This window comes from Streptomyces sp. NPDC034103 (genome assembly GCF_055575395.1).
Window position 1 is genome coordinate 31,925 of the sequence record NZ_JBVISS010000029.1, and the last position, 18,063, is coordinate 49,987.

Annotated in this window: 17 protein-coding genes; 16 read left to right on the forward strand and 1 reads right to left on the reverse strand. The window is 69.3% G+C overall.

Translation table 11 applies throughout. The features are described from left to right. Nucleotides 1-77 precede the first annotated feature (77 nt). The 4 genes from ACZ56U_RS39245 to ACZ56U_RS39260 all read left to right on the forward strand — a co-directional run bounded on the left by ACZ56U_RS39245 (nucleotide 78) and on the right by ACZ56U_RS39260 (nucleotide 4,695). Nucleotides 78-1,319, forward strand: a complete 1,242-nt coding sequence (locus ACZ56U_RS39245; protein WP_469088730.1) for a helix-turn-helix domain-containing protein — start codon at nucleotides 78-80, stop codon at nucleotides 1,317-1,319. Next, nucleotides 1,316-1,870 carry a flavoprotein gene (locus ACZ56U_RS39250; RefSeq protein WP_469088731.1) on the forward strand — a complete coding sequence of 185 codons (555 nt, stop codon included), beginning with the start codon at nucleotides 1,316-1,318 and terminating at the stop codon, nucleotides 1,868-1,870. The genes ACZ56U_RS39245 and ACZ56U_RS39250 overlap by 4 nt, the downstream gene beginning before the upstream one ends. A gap of 142 nt (nucleotides 1,871-2,012) precedes the next feature. Next, nucleotides 2,013-4,301, forward strand: a complete 2,289-nt coding sequence (locus ACZ56U_RS39255) for a type IV secretory system conjugative DNA transfer family protein (RefSeq protein WP_469088732.1) — start codon at nucleotides 2,013-2,015, stop codon at nucleotides 4,299-4,301. Continuing rightward, nucleotides 4,294-4,695 carry a hypothetical protein gene (locus tag ACZ56U_RS39260; RefSeq protein ID WP_469088733.1) on the forward strand — a complete coding sequence of 134 codons (402 nt, stop codon included), beginning with the start codon at nucleotides 4,294-4,296 and terminating at the stop codon, nucleotides 4,693-4,695. Before ACZ56U_RS39255 ends, ACZ56U_RS39260 begins: the two co-directional genes overlap by 8 nt. A gap of 29 nt (nucleotides 4,696-4,724) precedes the next feature. Here ACZ56U_RS39260 and ACZ56U_RS39265 read toward each other — a convergent pair whose 3' ends face one another. Then, nucleotides 4,725-5,153 carry a helix-turn-helix domain-containing protein gene (locus ACZ56U_RS39265; RefSeq protein ID WP_469088734.1) on the reverse strand — a complete coding sequence of 143 codons (429 nt, stop codon included), beginning with the start codon at nucleotides 5,151-5,153 and terminating at the stop codon, nucleotides 4,725-4,727. Nucleotides 5,154-5,364: 211 nt separating this feature from the next. On the opposite strand from ACZ56U_RS39265, the gene ACZ56U_RS39270 reads away from it, so the two are divergent. The 12 genes from ACZ56U_RS39270 to ACZ56U_RS39325 all read left to right on the forward strand — a co-directional run bounded on the left by ACZ56U_RS39270 (nucleotide 5,365) and on the right by ACZ56U_RS39325 (nucleotide 17,355). Beyond that, the gene (locus ACZ56U_RS39270; protein WP_469088735.1) at nucleotides 5,365-6,501 is read left to right on the forward strand and encodes a conjugal transfer protein; all 1,137 of its coding nucleotides are present in this window, start codon (nucleotides 5,365-5,367) and stop codon (nucleotides 6,499-6,501) included. A gap of 83 nt (nucleotides 6,502-6,584) precedes the next feature. Continuing rightward, nucleotides 6,585-6,848, forward strand: a complete 264-nt coding sequence (locus tag ACZ56U_RS39275; protein ID WP_469088736.1) for a hypothetical protein — start codon at nucleotides 6,585-6,587, stop codon at nucleotides 6,846-6,848. Nucleotides 6,849-6,913: 65 nt separating this feature from the next. Continuing rightward, nucleotides 6,914-7,417: a hypothetical protein gene (locus tag ACZ56U_RS39280; protein ID WP_469088737.1), complete on the forward strand. Its 504-nt coding sequence runs from the start codon at nucleotides 6,914-6,916 to the stop codon at nucleotides 7,415-7,417. Then, the gene (locus ACZ56U_RS39285; protein WP_469088738.1) at nucleotides 7,414-9,972 is read left to right on the forward strand and encodes an ATP-binding protein; all 2,559 of its coding nucleotides are present in this window, start codon (nucleotides 7,414-7,416) and stop codon (nucleotides 9,970-9,972) included. Before ACZ56U_RS39280 ends, ACZ56U_RS39285 begins: the two co-directional genes overlap by 4 nt. Continuing rightward, nucleotides 9,969-10,592: a hypothetical protein gene (locus ACZ56U_RS39290; RefSeq protein ID WP_469088739.1), complete on the forward strand. Its 624-nt coding sequence runs from the start codon at nucleotides 9,969-9,971 to the stop codon at nucleotides 10,590-10,592. Before ACZ56U_RS39285 ends, ACZ56U_RS39290 begins: the two co-directional genes overlap by 4 nt. A gap of 2 nt (nucleotides 10,593-10,594) precedes the next feature. Next, on the forward strand, nucleotides 10,595-12,679 hold the full coding sequence (locus ACZ56U_RS39295; protein WP_469088740.1) for a hypothetical protein: 2,085 nt from the start codon (nucleotides 10,595-10,597) through the stop codon (nucleotides 12,677-12,679). Nucleotides 12,680-12,682: 3 nt separating this feature from the next. Continuing rightward, nucleotides 12,683-13,468: a hypothetical protein gene (locus tag ACZ56U_RS39300; protein ID WP_469088741.1), complete on the forward strand. Its 786-nt coding sequence runs from the start codon at nucleotides 12,683-12,685 to the stop codon at nucleotides 13,466-13,468. Next, complete coding sequence (locus ACZ56U_RS39305) at nucleotides 13,468-14,685, forward strand: C40 family peptidase (protein ID WP_469088742.1); 1,218 nt, start codon at nucleotides 13,468-13,470, stop codon at nucleotides 14,683-14,685. Before ACZ56U_RS39300 ends, ACZ56U_RS39305 begins: the two co-directional genes overlap by 1 nt. A 15-nt stretch (nucleotides 14,686-14,700) precedes the next feature. After that, nucleotides 14,701-15,618, forward strand: coding sequence for a hypothetical protein (locus ACZ56U_RS39310; protein WP_469088743.1), 918 nt, complete (start codon nucleotides 14,701-14,703; stop codon nucleotides 15,616-15,618). Between the two features lie 425 nt (nucleotides 15,619-16,043). Then, on the forward strand, nucleotides 16,044-16,388 hold the full coding sequence (locus ACZ56U_RS39315; RefSeq protein WP_469088744.1) for a transposase: 345 nt from the start codon (nucleotides 16,044-16,046) through the stop codon (nucleotides 16,386-16,388). Beyond that, nucleotides 16,385-16,939, forward strand: coding sequence for a hypothetical protein (locus ACZ56U_RS39320; protein WP_469088745.1), 555 nt, complete (start codon nucleotides 16,385-16,387; stop codon nucleotides 16,937-16,939). Before ACZ56U_RS39315 ends, ACZ56U_RS39320 begins: the two co-directional genes overlap by 4 nt. Before the next feature lie 11 nt (nucleotides 16,940-16,950). Beyond that, nucleotides 16,951-17,355, forward strand: a complete 405-nt coding sequence (locus tag ACZ56U_RS39325; protein WP_469088746.1) for a hypothetical protein — start codon at nucleotides 16,951-16,953, stop codon at nucleotides 17,353-17,355. The last annotated feature ends 708 nt before the right edge of the window (nucleotides 17,356-18,063 follow it).

Genomic DNA, 18,063 nt, shown 5'->3' on the forward strand with positions numbered 1-18,063 from the left:
ATCCGGACCGTAAGGGGCGTACAACAGGAAGTAGGCACGCACTGTGCGTGCCTTGTTCCCCGGCCCGGAGAAGTGCCATGGAGACACAGGGAATCGGCCGCCGCGTCGCCTACTGGCGAGAGCGCCGCCGCATCACGCAATCCGACTTCGGGGCCCTTATGGGCCAGTCCCGCCGATGGGTGCAGGATCTCGAAGGCGGCAAGCGGCAGACGGACCCCCGCCTCTCCGTCCTCGAACGCGCCGCCGCCGTCCTCAACGTGCCGTTGGCGACGCTCCTCACCGACGGCCCCCGCCGTCAGTGCATTGACGGTGTCGAGCTCGACGCCATCCGGGCCGCACTGCAACGGCACGACGTACTGACCGGGACCGCCGACGACGATCCGGCCGCCCCGCTTCCGCTCGACACCCTTCACGGCCGCCTCGTCCATGCCCGCACCGCGTTCCAGTCCGGGCACTTTGCCAGTCTCGGCCGCCTGGTCCCCGAGCTCCTCATCGACACCAACCGGGCCGCCGCCCGCCACCAGGGCGACGACCGCCTCGGCGCCTTCCGGCTCCTGTCCCTCACGCTCGAACTCACCGAGGCCGCCGGCATCAAGTACGGGGACCACGACTTAGCCCTCGTCAGTGGCCACCGCGCCGTGGCTGCGGCCGAGCGGTCGCAAGACCCGGTCATCATGGCCTCGGCCGCCCGGCACCTCACCGACGCCATGACGGCCCAGGGACAGGCCGAGGCCGCCGCCGCGTTCGCACTCGCCGTCGCCGCCCGCCTCGAACCTGACCTTCGCACCCGGGGCGCCGACGGCCTGTCCGTCCTCGGGATGCTCTACCTCAAAGCCGCCTTGGCCGAGGCCACCATCGGCGCCTCGGACGACCGCCGCGCCTCGACCGCGGCCCGCAACGTGCCCGGCCTCCTGGACCAGGCCGACGAGCACGCCGAGGAGCTCGGCGCCGACGGAAACGCCGTGTGGACCGCGTTCGGGCCGACCAACGCCCGGTTGTATCGCGTGGCCGCTCACGTCCAGCTCTCCGAAGGCGCGGACGCCGTCGCCGTCGCCGCGGACATTCCGAACCCCGCCCGCGCCGCCCTGCCCAAGGAGCGCCGCGCCCACCTCCTCACCGACCTGGCCCGCGGACTCACTCAGGCCGGGCAGCGCACCAAGGCCGTCGATACCCTCCTCGACGCCGAGCGCGAGGCCGAGGAAGAGGTCCGGTGCCGGCCGCGCACGCGCCAACTCGTCGAGGACTTGCGCCTCCTGGGGGCCGGTTCCGCGGAAGGCCGCTTGCAGGCGCTCGCCTCGCGCTGTGGACTGCCCGGGTGACACAACGCACCCTGTACCTGATCTCATGTGCCGCGCCGCCCGCCCGGCACCTCACCGTCCCTATCCGCGGCGCCCAGGCCCGGGGGTGGGACGTCTGCCTCGTCCTCACCCCCAGCGCCTACCGGTGGGCCGCCGAGGACCCCGAGGGGAACCTCGACGAACTGCGCGAGCTCACCGGCCGGGTGGTCCGCCACGAGTACAAGCTCCCCTCACAGGCCGACGCGTTCCCCGACCCGGACGCCCTCCTCGTCGCCCCCCTGACGAGTAACAGCCTGAACAAGTGGGCCGCCGGGATCTCGGACACGCTCGCCCTCGGCCTGATCACGGAAGGGATCGGCCTCGGCCTGCCCATCGTGGCGTTGCCTCATTGGAACGATGCCCAGGGCCGCCACCCGGCCGCCGCCCGCAGCGTTGCCGAGTTGCGCGCGGCCGGGGTGACGCTCCTCCTGGGCGACGGTGACGCCCCCGGGTTCGTCCCGCACAAGCCCCGGCACGGGGACGTGCACGCCTACCCGTGGGAGCTCGCCCTCGACGCCCTGCCGACGTCCTGACGAACCCGCCCTTCCCTGCGCCCGGCTCCCCAGGGGCCGGGCGCGCGTTGTGCCCGGTGAAACCCGACGGCGCCCCGGCGCGGCCGTGCGCGAGGATCACAGGGCACGCCCCGCCGGGCGTGCGGGACAGAAAGGGGGAGACGTGGGAGCTCTACCGAACCCGAGGGACCTCGTCGACGGACTACCCGGCGGCGCGTTCGGCCTCGGCGGGGGTGGCTTGTTGGCCGGGATGATCGTCGTTGCGGTGCTCGCCAACCAAGGCACCCCGGGGGACCGGGAGAAGTTCAACCGGAGCATTGAACAGTTCTTCGGCAACGCCGCCGCCGGCATCGGCCGTTACCTGATCGGCCGCGAGCTCACCGGCGAGGCCCGCAGCGAGGCGACGTGGTGGAAGGCAGGCGCACCCCTGCCCGACGACAGGGCCACCGAGACGCCCGTCGAGCAGCTCGGCGCACGCCCCGGCACCCCGGCCGCCGTCTCGTTCGACAAGCCGTCCAAGGCCCGCCGTGCCGCCCGCGCCGCCACCGCCCCGGTGCGCCTCCTCGGCGGCGCCCTCGCGGGCATCTGGCGCGTTCTGCGCGCCTGGTCCCGGTGGCCGTACGCCGCCCGCTCGGCGGCCCGCCTCGCCCCGATCCCGCTCGCCTGGGGGTGGTGGCGATTCCCCGCCGAGACCGAACTCGCCCTTTACGCCATCGCGTTGACCGCGTTTGTTGCAGCCCTCACCAGTCCGGCCGCACTGGGGTGGTGGCGCATCCGTCCCCTGTGGACAGATGGACAAATCTACGGGCCCGGCGTCTGGGTTGCAGTGCGTCAGATCCTCCGAATGGAGGACACGGAACCGCGGGCGCGTTGGCTCTCTGTCCCTGATGACGTCCGCGCGGACGGTGCTCGAATCGTGCTGCGTATTCCGGCGAGTTGGATCGGCGGGCCCGAGGCCGTCGGGGCAATAGAGCGCATCATCGAGGAGCGGGTTCCCGGTGAATGGGTGCCCCAATGGGAGCGAACCGGCAAGGAGCATTACGTCCAGTGGACACCCGCGCCGAAGCCCACACCGAAACCCGTCCTCCCCGAATACGTCCCGTGGAAGTCGACGGGAGACCCGCGCCGCGTGTTCGTCGGCCTCGCAATCGAGGGGGATTCGATTGTCGACGCCGTCATTCAGACGCAGTCCGCTACGCCGCATTGGGGTGTGGCCGGTGCCACCGGTTCGGGTAAATCGACGGTGCTTTACATCCCCGTCGTGCACGGCCGCATGAATGGCGAACTGATCGACATTCTCGACACGAAACGGAACAGCCTCGCCGAGGCCGAAGGATATTCGGGCGTCCGCATTCACAAGACGGTACGCGAGTGCATCGCCGCGTTCGCGGAATTCCTCACGTCGATGATGGCGGCCGAAGCGGCAATGCAAAAGGGTGCCGATCCGGCACTTCGGGCCCAGCTCGTACCCCGCACGCTTGTTGTCGACGAATTGCCGACCTTGATCAAGCTCGCATATACGTGGTGGCGCTACGGCCTCAAGGGAAAGGGAACGCCCCCCTTCCTTGACTGGCTCTCGATCATCCTCCTGCAAGGGCGCTCGTCGAATCACCGCGTCGTCGTCGGAACGCAGCAATTCGCCAACGCATTTTTCGGTGGCACGATGGAGCGCGCCCAGATCGGCACGAAGATTGCAGTCGGACAGCAGGACCGCGTTTCGTGGGGCGTGGCATTCGGGCAGAGCACACCCGTTCTCGGGTACGACACCGACGTAAAGGGCCGTGGCGCCTACTCGGACCAGCGGAAAGACCCCGACGCCGATTACCTGTACGTCCGGGAGATTCAGCCGAGCTACATCACGCCGGAAGTCGGACAGTTCCTTTCGATGTGCCAGCAGGCCCCGGCCTGGTTCGATGCCGGCGCCATGGCCCCGTGGATTACCCCCGACGTCCTCGACGAGGTCAACGAGACCGCCGCGACGGCCGCGTTCCTCCCCGGTGGCAAGTACGGGCCCGCGGCCCTCCCCCCTGTCGGCACCACGGCCGCGAGGGGGATCACGGGGGGTTCGCCCAGCTCACAGCAGACGACACCGGTACTCACGACAGGGGGCGCGACAGGCGGCACGACAGGTGCTGGCCCCGAGCTCGTCCCGGCCGAGGCCGAGGACCAGGCCGAGGCCGTCGTCGAGACGTACAGCCTCGCCCAGGCGTTTGAGCGCGGCATCATCCCCCACAAGCCGAGCACCATCCGAACGTATTTCAAGCGCGGTGAAAAGCGCGGCATCAAGGCCCCGGAAGGCATCACCGACGGGCAGACCTCCTTTTACAGCGAGGAGGAGCTCACGGCCTGGCTTGCGGAATGGCAGGCGTGGCAGGACAAGAACAACACCGCGCCGCCGCCGCGAAAGAGCACCGAGGCGGACAAGGAAACCGAGGAGGCCCCGAGTGCTTGATCCGGCCCAGGTAAAAGGGATCTTCCGGGAATATCTCGCCGAGGAAGGTGCCGACCTGAAAGAAGGGAGGGCCGCGTTCCTCTCGGTCGATTTGGTTCACGGTCGTATCCGTGCATACTCGGCCGACGAGTACGCGGACATTGCCCCCGTTCTCGTCGGTAGCGGATGGCACATGCGTTGGCCTATCCCGCCCGTCGGCAACGCGAGGGCGAACGAACTAATCGCCGATACGGCCAAGCACGCGGACAACCTTTTCAAAATGGTTTCTCTGCGAACCGATCCCGACCCACACGGCGTGATTCTGTATGCCGGTGCAGGAACCGCAATCGACGCCATTCAAAGGCGCTGCGCGGAAGAGTGGACAACCTATTACGAGGCTCCCCAGGGGGTCTAAAAGGAAAAGCGGACGGGGGCGCCGAGTGGTCACTCGGCGCCCCCGTCCGCGTTCGTAGCGGGTGGCGCCTCTCTTAATGAGACGAACAAGTCCGCCGGTACTCCAAAGGTTCTAGACAGGATCGGGAACCAGCGCGGCGGGACTTTCTGTCGACCGCGCTCGACATGACAGTACGTCGATTTCGACACCTTGAGTACGCGGGCAACGTCCTGTGCGAGCAACCCGGCGGTAAGGCGAAGAGAAACCAGCGAAAGCGATTCGCCGTCCTCGATCAACTCGGAAACCGGCACGCCGAGGACATTCGCAAGGAGTTGCAGGCGCTCGGGGCGGGGGAGTCGACCCGTTGTTTCCCAAGTCGACACCGCAGCCCGTGAACAACCCAAAGCGGCGGCCAATTGACTTTGCGTCATCCCGCGCTTTCTGCGCAGGTGTCGCAGCCGCTCACGGCGTATGCGCACCCGTCTTGCCCCCCGTCTCGTTGGCCGTGTTGGGGCGGCACTCTAGCGCCCTTGATCACCTCCGTGGGCGCCTGTGTCACAGCCCAGCCACAACCTGACGGGGACGGTTACCAACTTCTTTGACGCTGTGATCCAACCCGGCATATGGTCGATCATCGAGTGGCCACATATGCCCAAGTGGGCTGAGTTGCGGGGGAGGTTACGGGGAGTGGTGTCGCTTGGAACCATCGCCCGGAAGGTCATGGGCCTGCCGGAGCCAACCGGTAAGGACGGGACCGGCGAGAAACCGACGGCCGGTGTCCCCCGGCAGAGCGAGGCGGCGCCGCACCGGCCAGTGAACCCGTGGGAGTCCGCGGGCGCCGAGCTGCGACAGCAGACCGCCACCGGCAAGGCCGCGAACGGCACCCGGCCCGCGCCGTCGAGAACCTCCTCGGGCACCCCGTGGACGCCGCAGGACGAACGGTCGGGCGCCGTGTTCTTGAAGCGTCTCGGCCGCGGCCTGGTCTGGTTCGTGGTCGTCCTCGCCGCCATCACGGGAGTGCGCGCCTGGTTCATCCCGCCGAAGGCGCCGGCACCCAAAGCGGCCACCGTGAAGACCGAGGCGGCCTACCCCGAGGAGGCGGCGCAGGCCGTCGCCGCGCGGTTCGCCCGCGCCTACCTCGGGTGGGACGAGAGCAAGGTCGAGGAGCGCGAGCAGCTCCTCGCGTCCGTCCTGCCCCCGGACGCCGACACCACCATGGGATGGGACGGGCACGGCCGCCAAGACGTCCTAGCCGTCCAGCCGGGCGCCGTGACCAAGACCAAGAACGCCCAGGCGCGCGTACACGTTGAGGTCCTCATCCGGCCCGTGGCCGAGGCCGAACCCGCCAAGGACAAGAAGAAGGCGACGGCCCCGGCCCAGGAGGCGGCCCGATGGGTCGGCCTCGACGTGCCGGTTGCCGAGTCCGGCGGGCAGATCGTCGTCACGGGACGGCCCGGCCTCGTCGGCATCCCCAAGCACGGACCCAAGGCGCCGGACACGCCCACGACAGAGACCGACGCCGAACTGAGCGCGCAGACCGAGAGCGCCGTCGACAAGTTCTTTGCGGCATACGCCGGGGGTGACACCGACTCCGTCACGGCGCCGGGCGCGAGCGTGCCGGCACTCCCGGCCGGGGTCGAGTACAAGGGGCTCGTTACTTGGTCCGCGGACGCCGGAAGCGGCGACAGTCGGACCGGTACCGCCCGCGTCTCCTGGTCCCTCGGCGGGGCCTCGGTCGAGCAGGTCTACCGCGTGACCATCACGCGGGTGTCGACGTCGGACGCCCACCGTTGGCAGGTGGACGACGTCCGCGGCGGGTCGGCCTGACCCGTCATGTCCCCAGCTCATAAATCATGAGCATCCGTCATAACTCCTGGCTAGCCTGCCCATTCACGTACAAGGGGGAACCCGTGGAACCTGTGCACCGCCTCGTCGAGCTCGCCGCGCCACTCACCACCGGGGCGGAGCTCAAAGACTGGATCTTGGTTGTGGTGGGGAACCTGTTCGCCGCGTTCCTCGCGGTGAGGGCCCTCGGACACTTCCTGAAAAAGGAGTGGGGCGAGATGGTCACCCTCGGGGTGGCCGCCGTGTTCGTCGGCGCGATCATCTGGGCCCCCGACGCCGTACAGGGGTTCCTTACGGGTGTGTGGGGCAAGGTCTCGGGGTCTGCCTGATGCGCGTAGGGCACACGTACACCAGGCATTTTGACCTTGAGACCAAGCAACACGAGTTGCTCGGGATGGACCTCGGGGAGGGGGCGCCGCGTCGCGCCCTCGTCCTGGGGCTCGTGCTCTACGGGCTGTGGACCGGCGCTCTGTTGCTCCTGTTCGGCCTCCCCTCCAAGATCACTTTTACGCTCTACTTCCTGCCCCCGCTGATCACCGTTGTCTACGGCACGCAGCGATCACGGATAGTCGAGCGCCGATGGAACATCACCCGGTGGAGCATCGGGATTCGGTACCTCGTCCTCGGTCACCGGCCGATCATCAGCGCCGGGCGTCGCGCCGCCAACCGAAGCGAGTGGATCAGCCGCCGCGCCCGGTGGGCCGGTAAGGCCGAGATCCTCGCCGAGTCGCCGCTCGGGCCGCTCGTCGAGCGCTGGCTCGGCGCCGAGGAGTCCGTCCCGTCCGGTGCCGGCGCCCCGGTCCGACTCGCCGCACGCCCTCGCCTGTACGGCCCTGACGCCGTCGGCAAGGCGTACGGCCGCAAGGCAATGCAGCAGTACAGGGGGAACACGTCGTGAAGGTTCTACAGAAGGTCGGGACGTTCCTCGGGGTGGGCGGTGACCGCTCGGCGATGCCGCCGCAGTACGTCGCCCTGGCCGACGGCCTCGTCATCACTGACAGCCACACGGAAGCCTGGTACGTCCTCGCCTCCTCGAACACCGACCTCATGTCCGAGACGGCGAGGGACGGCGAGCTCGACGCCGCGAACTCGGCCCTCGCGCGCACCCTCGCCGGGCACGACTGCCACCTACGGGTGTTGTGGTCCCCACTGCACGCCGAGGACTACGCCGCCGAGGCCGCCGAGATGTTCACCGCCGGGGACTGGCAGGAGTGGGCACAGATCCGCATTGGCCGCCTCGAACAGATCGCCCTGCCCTCGCGTCACCTCCTCCTCGGCGTCCGCCTCACCGAGCGCGCCGGGCAGGCGCAGAAGCTCGGCCGCCGAGGCGTCGAGGGCGGCCTCGGCCTCAACTCCTCGACCGTGGGTTCCCGTGAACTCGCGCGCCTCGATGCCCAGATGCGCCGCCTCGGTCGACGGCTGGAATCCTCCCCGTGGAAGGCGCAGCCGGCATCCGTCGAGATGCTCGCATGGATGATCAGCCGCGAGCAGCACCGCGGAACGCCCCTCCCCGCCCCGCGTGCCGGCGTCATCGCGGGCGCCAAGCTCGCCGCCCTGACACGCGGGCGCATCCTGCCCCACCCCGACCACCTGCGGGTGGTCGACGCACACGGCGACGTGACGGCCTGGGTGTCGGTGCTGACGATGAGCGGGTTCCCCGAGCAGATGGAGAGCCCGGGAAACGGCGAGTGGCTGCGCGTCCTCTCCGAGATCAACTACGTGCCGGACGTGGACGAGGACGGCCTCGACCCCGACCTCGACCCGGCCGCGCTCATCCAGCCCGTCAGCCCCGAGGCGTCCGTCCGGTTCCGCGTGATGCCCAAGCGGGACGCCCTCAAGAAGGTGGACGAGGCCCGCAGGTTGGCCAAGGAACAGCGCCGCAGCGCCTCGAAGGCATCGGCCGAGGACCCCGGCCGGGACATCGAGGAGACCGAGGACGTCATGGCCGAGCTCACCCGCGACATGCGGCGTGAGGACGTGACCCTCGTCGAGGATCACCCCCGACTCGTCGTGACGAGCGAGACGTCCCTCGAAGACCTCCGGGCCCGCATCGACGCGGTGATCACGCACTATGGCGGCTTCGGGATCGAGGTCACGGTCGGCGAGGAGGAGCAACGCGAGCTCTGGCTCGAAATGCAGCCGGGCGACCAACTGCGCGTGCCCGACCTCGGCCACACCCGCGACGTGACGGCCCTGTCCGGCTCCTGGTGGTGGGGCGGCGCCAAGGTCGGCGACGACCGCGGCCCCATCGTCGGATACCTCACCGGCAGCACACCCGGTGTCTTCCGTAACGATGTGACCGCGGGAAGCGACAGGGGAGACGCGACGACGACGGCGTTCGTCGGCCGGTCCGGACGAGGCAAGACGACGGCGATGATGCTCTCGCTCCTCGACGCCGGGTTCCGCGGCTCCTACGCCCTCGCGCTCGACTTCAAGGGCGACCTTGGCGGCCTGGTCACCGCGGCCCGCCGCTACGGCCTGAACGCTCACCTCATCGAGACCGGCCCCAAGTTCGCCGGGGCCGTCGACCTGTTCACGCTCCTGGCGTCCGAGGGCGTCGACGTCGCCCGCGGTGAAGTGCCCGCCCAACTCTCCGTTGCCATCCCCGAATGGCTGCGCGAGGCCGGGGCCGAAACACCCATCACCCGCGCGGTGAACGAGGTCATCGCCCAGGGCGAGCCCGCCACCTGGAAGGTGATCGAGTACCTGCGGAACATGGACGACGAGCTCGGCCGCAAGGCGGGCGAGGCTCTCTACGAACTCGCGCAGAACGCCTTGGGTGCGCCGTTCATGGGCCGCCCGACCGGCGCCGGGGCACCCATCAACCCCGAACCGGGGATCTTCGTCGTGCAGATGCCGGGTCTGTCCCTGCCGCAGCCCGAGGAGGGCCGCCGGGACTGGACTCCCATGAAGCGCCTGAGTGTCGCCCTCATGCACTCGATGTTGGCGTTCGGTGTCACCACCGCAGGCCGTCGAGACCTGCGCGGCCTGCGCAAGGTGGTGGCGGTCCCGGAGGTTCACGTCCTCACGGCGACGCGAGAAGGCTCGTCCTTCTTGCAGTACATCGCCCGAGTGGGCCGCGCCCTGGCGACGTCGCTCCTCCTGGACACGCAGGACCCCGAGTCGCTCGTCTCCATGGTCGGCGTCCTCGAACAGCTCACCACCGTGGCGGGTTTCCAGCTCACCACCCGCGAGCAACAGAACGCCTTGGCCGAGCTCCTCAGCCTGCCCAAGGACGCCCACAGCCGCGCCCTGATCCAGTCCGTGGGCCTCCTGCCCGACGGCGAGATTCGGCACGGCCATTGCGTGATCCGTGACCGCCGGTTCTCCTGCGCCACCGTCCAGTGGGACGTACCGAGCGACGAGCTTTTGAAGCTCCTCGACACCTCGCCCAAGGCGGCCGACCAGTCCGCAGACGACGACCCCGTGAGCATGGAAAAGGTGGACGCATGACGCGCAAGACGACGGCCGCCGTACTGGCCGCCGGCATCCTCGCCCTTGCCGGATGCTCCTCGGACGGCGACGGCGGAAAGGACAGCAACCCGAGTGCCGGCGGGCAGGAGGCCCCCCAGGACGACACGCTCGTGAAGGTGGCCAAGCGCTACCAGGAGGCCGCCAACCGCGAGGACTGGAAGGCCGCTTGCGGCCTCAGCTCCTCGCGGCTGCGCGGCGGCACGGTCGAGGAATGCGCCGACCGGCTCACCGTGGACGAGCCCACGCCCGACCCCAGCGAGTCGAGCCCCTCACCGTCGTTCTCCCCGCCGACGTACGCCGACGGCTCGACACCCGAACCCGTCGCGTCCCGCACGCCCACCGGGCCGGACCGTGCCGACACCGGCCCCGTCTCGGCCTCGGACGTCGTCGAGGTCTCGGCGGTCGAGGACCACCCGGCCGGGTACGGCGTGCTCGTCACCTACACCGTGAAGTGGCCCGACAAGGACGCCACCACCACTCGCCGCGCGCTGCGCCTGGTCCAGCAGGGCGGGGCCTGGCTCGTCGACCAGCACGAGGACGTACAAGAGGGCGACATGGGGCACGGCTCGCCGGTCCGCGCCGCCCTGTCAGGGGGGTAACAGTGCTCGTCTACTACAACCTGCCGCGGCTGCGAACCGTGGCGATTCCGCTCCTGTTCGCTTTCACCACGTTGATGGTGTTCGCCGGACAGGCCCACGCCGCGGATATCGACCCAACGGGAATCGGCGACCTCATGCCGTCGCCGGACTCCAAGGTGCCCGAGGGGGAGGGCACCCTCTATGAGACGTACAGCAATCCGACTCTGTGGCAGCTCGATTCCGATTTCGGCAAGTGGGACGTTCTCGACCCGATGGCCGAGTCCATCGCGGATATCTGCATGGGCCTGATCGCCGTACTCGGTACGGCGTGCATCGTGATCGTGCAGTGGATTTTCCAACTGACCACGATCCCGGAACTTGAGAACGCCATCACCAAGTCCATCGGCGGGGCCGCCAAGGGCCTTACCGTGACGCTCCTCCCGAGCGCACTCGCCGTCGGCGGCCTGGTGGCATTCGTTCAGCACAAGAAGGGCGGCGGGGGCGGGGGCCTGTCGCAAATCGCCTGGGTGCTGATCTCCGGTGTGGTCTCGATCTCGCTCCTGACCAGTCCTCAGACCTGGGTCGGCGGCATCGACAGCGCCCGTCAGGTCGGGTCGAGCGTCACCATGAACGCCACGGCGCAGGGCCTCGGCGACGGATCGGGCGACTTCCCGTTCAAGCTCGACCATAAGCCGAAGTTCAGCGGCAACGGCCGGGATGACGCCCTCCGCAAATCCAGTGACGCCGTGTGGCGCGCATATGTGGCGACCCCATGGTGTGTCGCAGAATTCGGCTCTTTCGAGGTCTGCGAGAAGTACGGCAAAGACCTGTTGGACCAGGGCACCGACAAGGACAAGCGCAAGGAATGGTTGCAAGACACCGTCGATGACGATGCAGTCGGCGGCGACTCTGTGACATGGCGTCAGGGACATAGCCCCGTCGGCCGGATCATGGTCACCATTCCCGCCCTAATCTCCATCATCCTGTTCGCGGCCCTAATCCTGATGCTCGCCTTCACCTCATTGGCGAGCCTCCTCGGCGCCCTCATGCTCCTGTTGACGGGCGTCATCTTCGCGTGCCTCTGGGTCATCCCCGGCCGCCCCCGCGAGTGGGGCCTCGCCTGGTTCGATCAGATCCTCGCGCGGACCCTCGAAAGCCTCTTCGCAACGATGGCCCTCGGCGCGGTTCTATCCCTACAGGCCGCTACGACGCAGATGTTCGGCGTGTACGGGTGGCTCCCCACCAGCGGCCTGAGCATTGCCGCTGCCATCGTTGGGATGAACTTCCGGGCCGTCGTCGCCCAAATCTTCGGCGTCCGTGGCACCACTTCCGGGATGCTCGGCGGCCTCGCCGTCGCCAAGATGCTGAACGGAGGCGGCGGAGGCCGCAGCCGCCGCCGGGGCGGCGGCGACTTCGACCACCAGCCCGTGCGCACCGTGCCCGGCCGCCGACGTCGCCGAGGCGGAGGCGGCGGGGGAGGCGGCGGGGGAGGCGACGACGACCTGCCGCAGCTCCCCGGCGGCGGGGGAGGCGGCGCCGCCGACGACTCGGGCGTCATCCTCACCCGCGTACCACGCCACCGGCCACCCGCGCCGGCACCCCGCCCGCTCCCGGCTACGGCCGGTGCAGGGGCAGGCCCGGCGCTCCCACCCGGCGGCGGCGCCGGGACTGTCGGCGGACGCTCCGACGCCCCGGTGATCACGCTCGACCGCGAGCGGTCCGACGTCACCGGCAAAGCCCGCGCCACCCTGCCCCCGCCGCCGTCGAGGCCCCGCGCCGCACTACCCGGCGGCAAGGAGGGCACCACGGGGCCCACGGGGACCGCCGCAGGGGCAGGAGCCGCCCGTCCGGCCATCGGGTCGGGCCCGACTCCGGTCATGCGCCCGGAGAACGGCGCCGCCCCTAACTACGCCTTCCGGCAGGCTCCACCGCCCTCGCGGCCGGGCGAGCCCAAGATCATTCAGGCGACGGTTATCCGCAGTACGCCCAACGGTCCGCCACCGCGGCCGACCGGGAGCACGCAACCGCCGCCCCGCGCCACCGCGCCGGCACGCCGCACAGCGGCCCCGGCGGTACCGGCGCCCAGGAACACCGGCCGACGGGGGTAAGCCATGGCGAAGAACGACGAACCGACCCCGGAGGAGTGGCGGGAGATCCTCGCCTCGTTCTCCTATCCCGAGGAGGTCAAGAAGGCCAAGGGCCGCCGCGGGCGACGCGAAGCCAAGCGCGAGCACCGCGAGAGCGTCCGCCGCCTCACCAAGGAATACGTTCGAGAGGAGCGTCGCCGCGACCCGCTGCGCCCGGCCGGGGCCCTGGTCATCGTGTTGGTGATCCTGGGCCTCGGCGTCGGGGCCCGTTTCCTGTGGCCGAGCCTCCTCGGCGACAGTCACACGGGCGACCGCGTCACGGCTACCGCGAGCCCGACCCCCGGCGCCCAGGAGGAGGAGCCCGCGGCGACGCCGAGCAGCTCCTCGGCGTCGGCGTCGCCGAGCTCCTCGGCGGCCGTCGACCTCAGCAAGCCGGACCACGTCGCCGAGGAAGCCGTACGGATCTACCTCACCCGCAACCCGCCCAAGGACGGCGACCACACGGCGAGCGTTCTCCGGGCACAGCCGTACATGACGGCGGCCCTCGTCGAGAACCTCGCCGGGCACACCGACCCGGGATGGGCCAAGCTCGTCAGCCGCGGGGGAGTGGCCACCGTCCGCACGGTCAAGGTCGAGCCCGTCGGCAGTGATCTGCCGGTGGACACCCCCGTTCGTGTCTGGCGGAAGACCACGGCGAAGGTGGACGTCGAGGGATACGAGGACTACAGCGAAACCACCGTGCTACAGGTCGAGTTGACGACCAACGGCGACGGCGACGGGTGGCGCGTCTCCCGAATCCTGGGGCTGTAGTGGACGGACGCGACGCCGTCCGGACCCTGGGCCGTTTCGCCGGGTCCGGACTCAAGATCAAGGCCACTGCCATAGCGTCGGTGGTGTTCGTGATCTTCCTGTTTGTCGTCGGCATCTTCGGTGCCGGCATCGGCGGGAAGGCGTTCGCCGACTCCTGCGGCGAACGCGGAACACCCGGCGTCGACTACGGCGACGACGGCGAGGGCACGGCCCAGCAGCCAACCGGCAACATCCGGAAGAACCAGATAGCGAACGCCAAGATCATTGACAAGGTGGCTGACGACGGCGGCCTGTCCGGTCGGGCAACGCTCATCGGCCTGATGACCGCCCTACAGGAGTCGACCCTCCTCAACCTCGATCACGGCCACCTCGACTCGATCGGCCTGTTCCAACAGCGGCCGTCGCAGGGCTGGGGTACGAAGACGCAGATCATGCAGCCCAAATACGCGGCCGGCATGTTCTTCTTCGGCGCCAACCGCGACACCACCGCCGGAATCCACGGCCTGACCGACATACAGGGGTGGGAGACGATGGGCCTCGGGGAGGCCGCACAGAAGGTGCAGTCGTCCGCCCATCCCGAGCTGTACGACGGCCAGGAGGACGCCGCCCGGCAGATCGCCAAAGAGGCCGGCATCGACCTAGACCGCCCCGGCAAGGGCGGCGACGCCGACGAGGACCAGGAGCAGGGCGACGACACGGCCACGGCCAACCCGGACGAGGACGACGATCCCAACGCCGAGTGCTACCCCGAGGACGCCAACGACCGCCCCGGCAAGCCCGGTGCCGCCTTCCACGACGGTGACGCCCCGTGGCCCGCGAACGTGAAGAACCCCCGCAGCACCGCGGACGCCATCGCGTGGGCCGAGAACGAGGCCAAGACGGGCGGCAAGGACTGGTATCGCGCCTGTCTCGCGTTCGTTGCTCGGGTGTACGGCTGGAGTTTCTCCGGGGTGCCCTACGCCATCGACCACTACCGCGAGATGCCGGCCAGCATGAAGCACGACAAGGACCGGAATCCGCCGCCCGGTGCCCTCATGTACTGGGAGACCGGCGGGCGGGCGGGTCACGTTGCTGTGTATCTCGGTGACGGGAAAATTGCCAGCAACGATATTCTCCGTCCGGGTTACATTGACGTCGTACCCGCCACCGACATTGAAAGCAAGTGGGGTTCTACATACGTCGGTTGGGCACCACCGTATTTCCCCAAGGGTGGATAGATCGGAGAAAGACCAATGACCATCACTGACCCCGACCAGATTCCCGCAACCCCGATCTACACCATCACCGTCAGCTCGAACGGCGTCGCCGCGGTCAACGGTGAGGAGGTCACCGAGCCGGGCCTCAACGCCAACGAGGCCCGCGTCCGCGCCCTCGCCGAGGTCCGGATCAAGGCGGCCTTTCACGGCCGCCCCGTCCGCGTGCTCGCCAAGGAGGCCGACGGGGCGGCCTGGCCCCTGATCGTGGACGTCAACGGCGACGTGGTGACGCTCGACCACCCGCACCCGACGCCGCCGGCACCCGTGCCCGCCCAGGCTCCCCCCGCGGCCCCCAGCGCCCCGGCCGCGGCCGAGCTGGTCGTGACCTTCGCCCCGGAAGGGGCACCCCAGCGGGCGGCGGTCAGCACTCAGGCCCGCACCGCACAGCAGCCCGCCGCGCCGGATGCCGGCCGCGCCACGGCCGCCGTACCGCCCGAGTGGGCCGCGCCCCTCCCGCCGCAGTACGCATCCGTCTGGGCCGAGCTCGTCGCCCACGAGAAGGCGGGACGGCTCGTCGAGGCCATCGTCGCCGCCGCCCAGCTCGAAACCGCCCTCTCGGGCGCCTTCGGGCCTCTCGCCCCGCCCACGGTCAACGTGATGACGACGAGGGCCGCGCTCACCGTGCGCCGGGTCGAGGAGACAGAGGATTGGGCCGAGACGATGGAGCTCCTCGTCCAGACGGCGCAGCGCCGCCGCGAGGCAGGGGCCCCCGAGGACGAGACACAGCGCGTGATCAGCAACGCGCACGCGGTGTGGATTCGCCTCGCCGTGGAAGATCCCGAGTACGCCCGCGAGACGGCCGAGCCGGTGCTCGTCCTCCTGGGGGACCAACCGGAGAACAAGCGGCGCGCACAGGCCGTGATCCGCGTCCTCGAACGGGGCGCAGCGGCGTAGCAAGGCACCGCCACCGCGAACGCGCGAGACCCCCCTCCCGACACACGGGGAGGGGGGTCTCGCGCGTTCTGGGCCGGGGCGCAGCGAGGGGGCGCAGCAAGGCGCGGCAGGGCGCGGCGTAGGGCCTCAAGCGGCCCTGACGGGCCCTTTCTTCCGGGGCGTGGCCCAGGGTGCCACACGGCACGCCGCGCACCGCCCTGCGGGCCCTGGCGGGCCCTCCGGGCGAATCGCCGGGCGCCTTCGGCGCGTTCACCGGCGATTCGGTCCCGCTTCGCGGGACCGCCCTTTTGCCTGCGCCTTCGGCGCGCACCGGCAAAAGGGTTGTCGGCCCTGCGCCTTCGGCGCGCACCGGGCCGACAAGCACGCGTCGCGCCGTGCGGCCTCCTGGGTCACGCCCCGGAAGCACAACGCGAAAGGCGCTTTCAGTGACCCCAATTTCATGCCCGCATTGCGGCGGCCTCTCGGCCTACCGCATTCGGCCCGACGGCCTGTTCGGGTGCCCCGAATGCGGAAACCTCCTCGACCGCCGCGATATCGACCTCGACGGATTCGAGGTCTGGGTCGTCGACGAGACCGGAACCCTCGGCAAGGTGCAGGACCCCACCGAGGCCCGCGAACGGCTTCACGAGTACCTCGACGACTACCTCGACGAGCCCCTCGACTCCTATTTCGAGGCGAGCATCCTCAACGCCTTTGAGTGGGCCGCCGCCGACGTCCTCGACGCCATGAACGCCGGTCTCCGCATCCCTGAAATGGAGAGCACCAAGTGAGCAACGGATTCCGATTCCAGCTCGGCACTCCGGACCAGGAATGCCGATACCCCGTCCGTCTCGACGGACTGCACATCGGCCGCATTTACCGTTGGCACGGCGCTTGGTACGCCGTCCCGGCGGGACACTCGGAAGAAATCCGAGTCGCCGCCGGAAGCGCCGGGAAGGAACTCGCCGCCGGGTACCTCGTCGCAATGTACGACCTGCGACAGATCACCCCGCAGGACGAGAACGAGGACGAGGCCGCCGCGCCGCGCGAATTGGTCGGCCCGGTGCCGCTCCTGCATCCCCGAATGCCCGCAACGCCTCGGAACACCGAGGCTGCGCGTAAGGCAATGGCCGGACTCGCGGAATTCCTTTGGACTCCGCTCGGCGGTTATCCGGGTGCGGATAACCCGTGGTTCCTCCGTTGCGAGCTCTGCGGATGGCAAGGCCCCCGCTATTGGTCCCACTTGCGCGGGCGCAATGGAAACCCGCCCTCGGCATTCCGGCACCCCGGATGCCTCGACGTGGAAAAGGTCCGCGCCGCAATCACCGTCTACGGCAAGTGAAAGGCAGAGGAATGACGGACCTTTACGCGGACGGCGCCGCCGAGGCCAACAGGACCCGCGCACACTGGGCACTCACGGCCCTGGAAGCGTTCGGCAAGGAGACCGGGCAAAACTACATCGACGGCACTCTCGACGTGGGCGACGACGTTCTCAGGGAATTGGGCGGCGACCTCCTCGCCGACCTGTTTCACCTCGCCCGCCTCAACGGCTGCGCCCCTGAACTCGTCATCGACGCGGGCCTCATGCACTTTGAGGCCGAGCTCGACGAGGAGCGGGCCGAGGAAATCGAGCCCTACCTCGAAAGGGCCAAGGCCGCAGGGGTGGAGCTCTCGCCCGGTGACTTCAAGTGGGACGAGGACCGGCCGACCATCGACGGGATGGAACCCGCCGACTGGTTCGACCACATGACGGACTGACAGAACGGCCTAGGTAACGACTAGGCAACAGAAAAAGGGTGACCGGTGAATGGTCACCCTTTTTCCATGCCCAAATGCGCGGCCAATCGACAGCCCTTCGGGCTGGGCCGCCTCTATGTGGCCTTCGGCCACGGGCGGCCTGGTCCCGCTTCGCGGGCCCGAAAGGAAACCCGCCCCCTAAGTGGCCTTCGGCCACGGGGCGGGAAAGACCCGGCCCTATCGGGCCGCCGCTATCGCGGTGGGCCCCTTTAAGGCGCTTCGCGCCGGGGCCCGCCCCTGCGGGGCAAAGGAAAACGGCCTACGGCCGTTTGGAAAACGAATGCTAAGGTATTCTCATAAAGCCAAGGAATTACCCGGAAAAGGCACTTGATAAAGAGGCGACCACCGCGCTTGACAAAGAATTTAGTAAGCCCTATGGTGGGAAACCTAAACGGAATTAGATAAGGGGAGGTGAGGGAAATCGGAACCAAGTTCGAGGGAAACGGAATCGACGAGGTCACCCCCACCCCTCCTAGCCAGCCTAGCCGCGAAGCGGCAAAAGCCCAGGTCAGAGGCCGCGAAGCGGCCAGAGCAACCCCCACAACCGCCGTGAAACGGCGGTCAGGCTCCGCGAAGCGGAGCCCTCGACGGCGTGAAACGCCGTCAGGGGATCGGCGAAGCCGATCCCTGGTGGTAGGCGGCGAAGCCGCCTACGGACCCGCGCGCGGG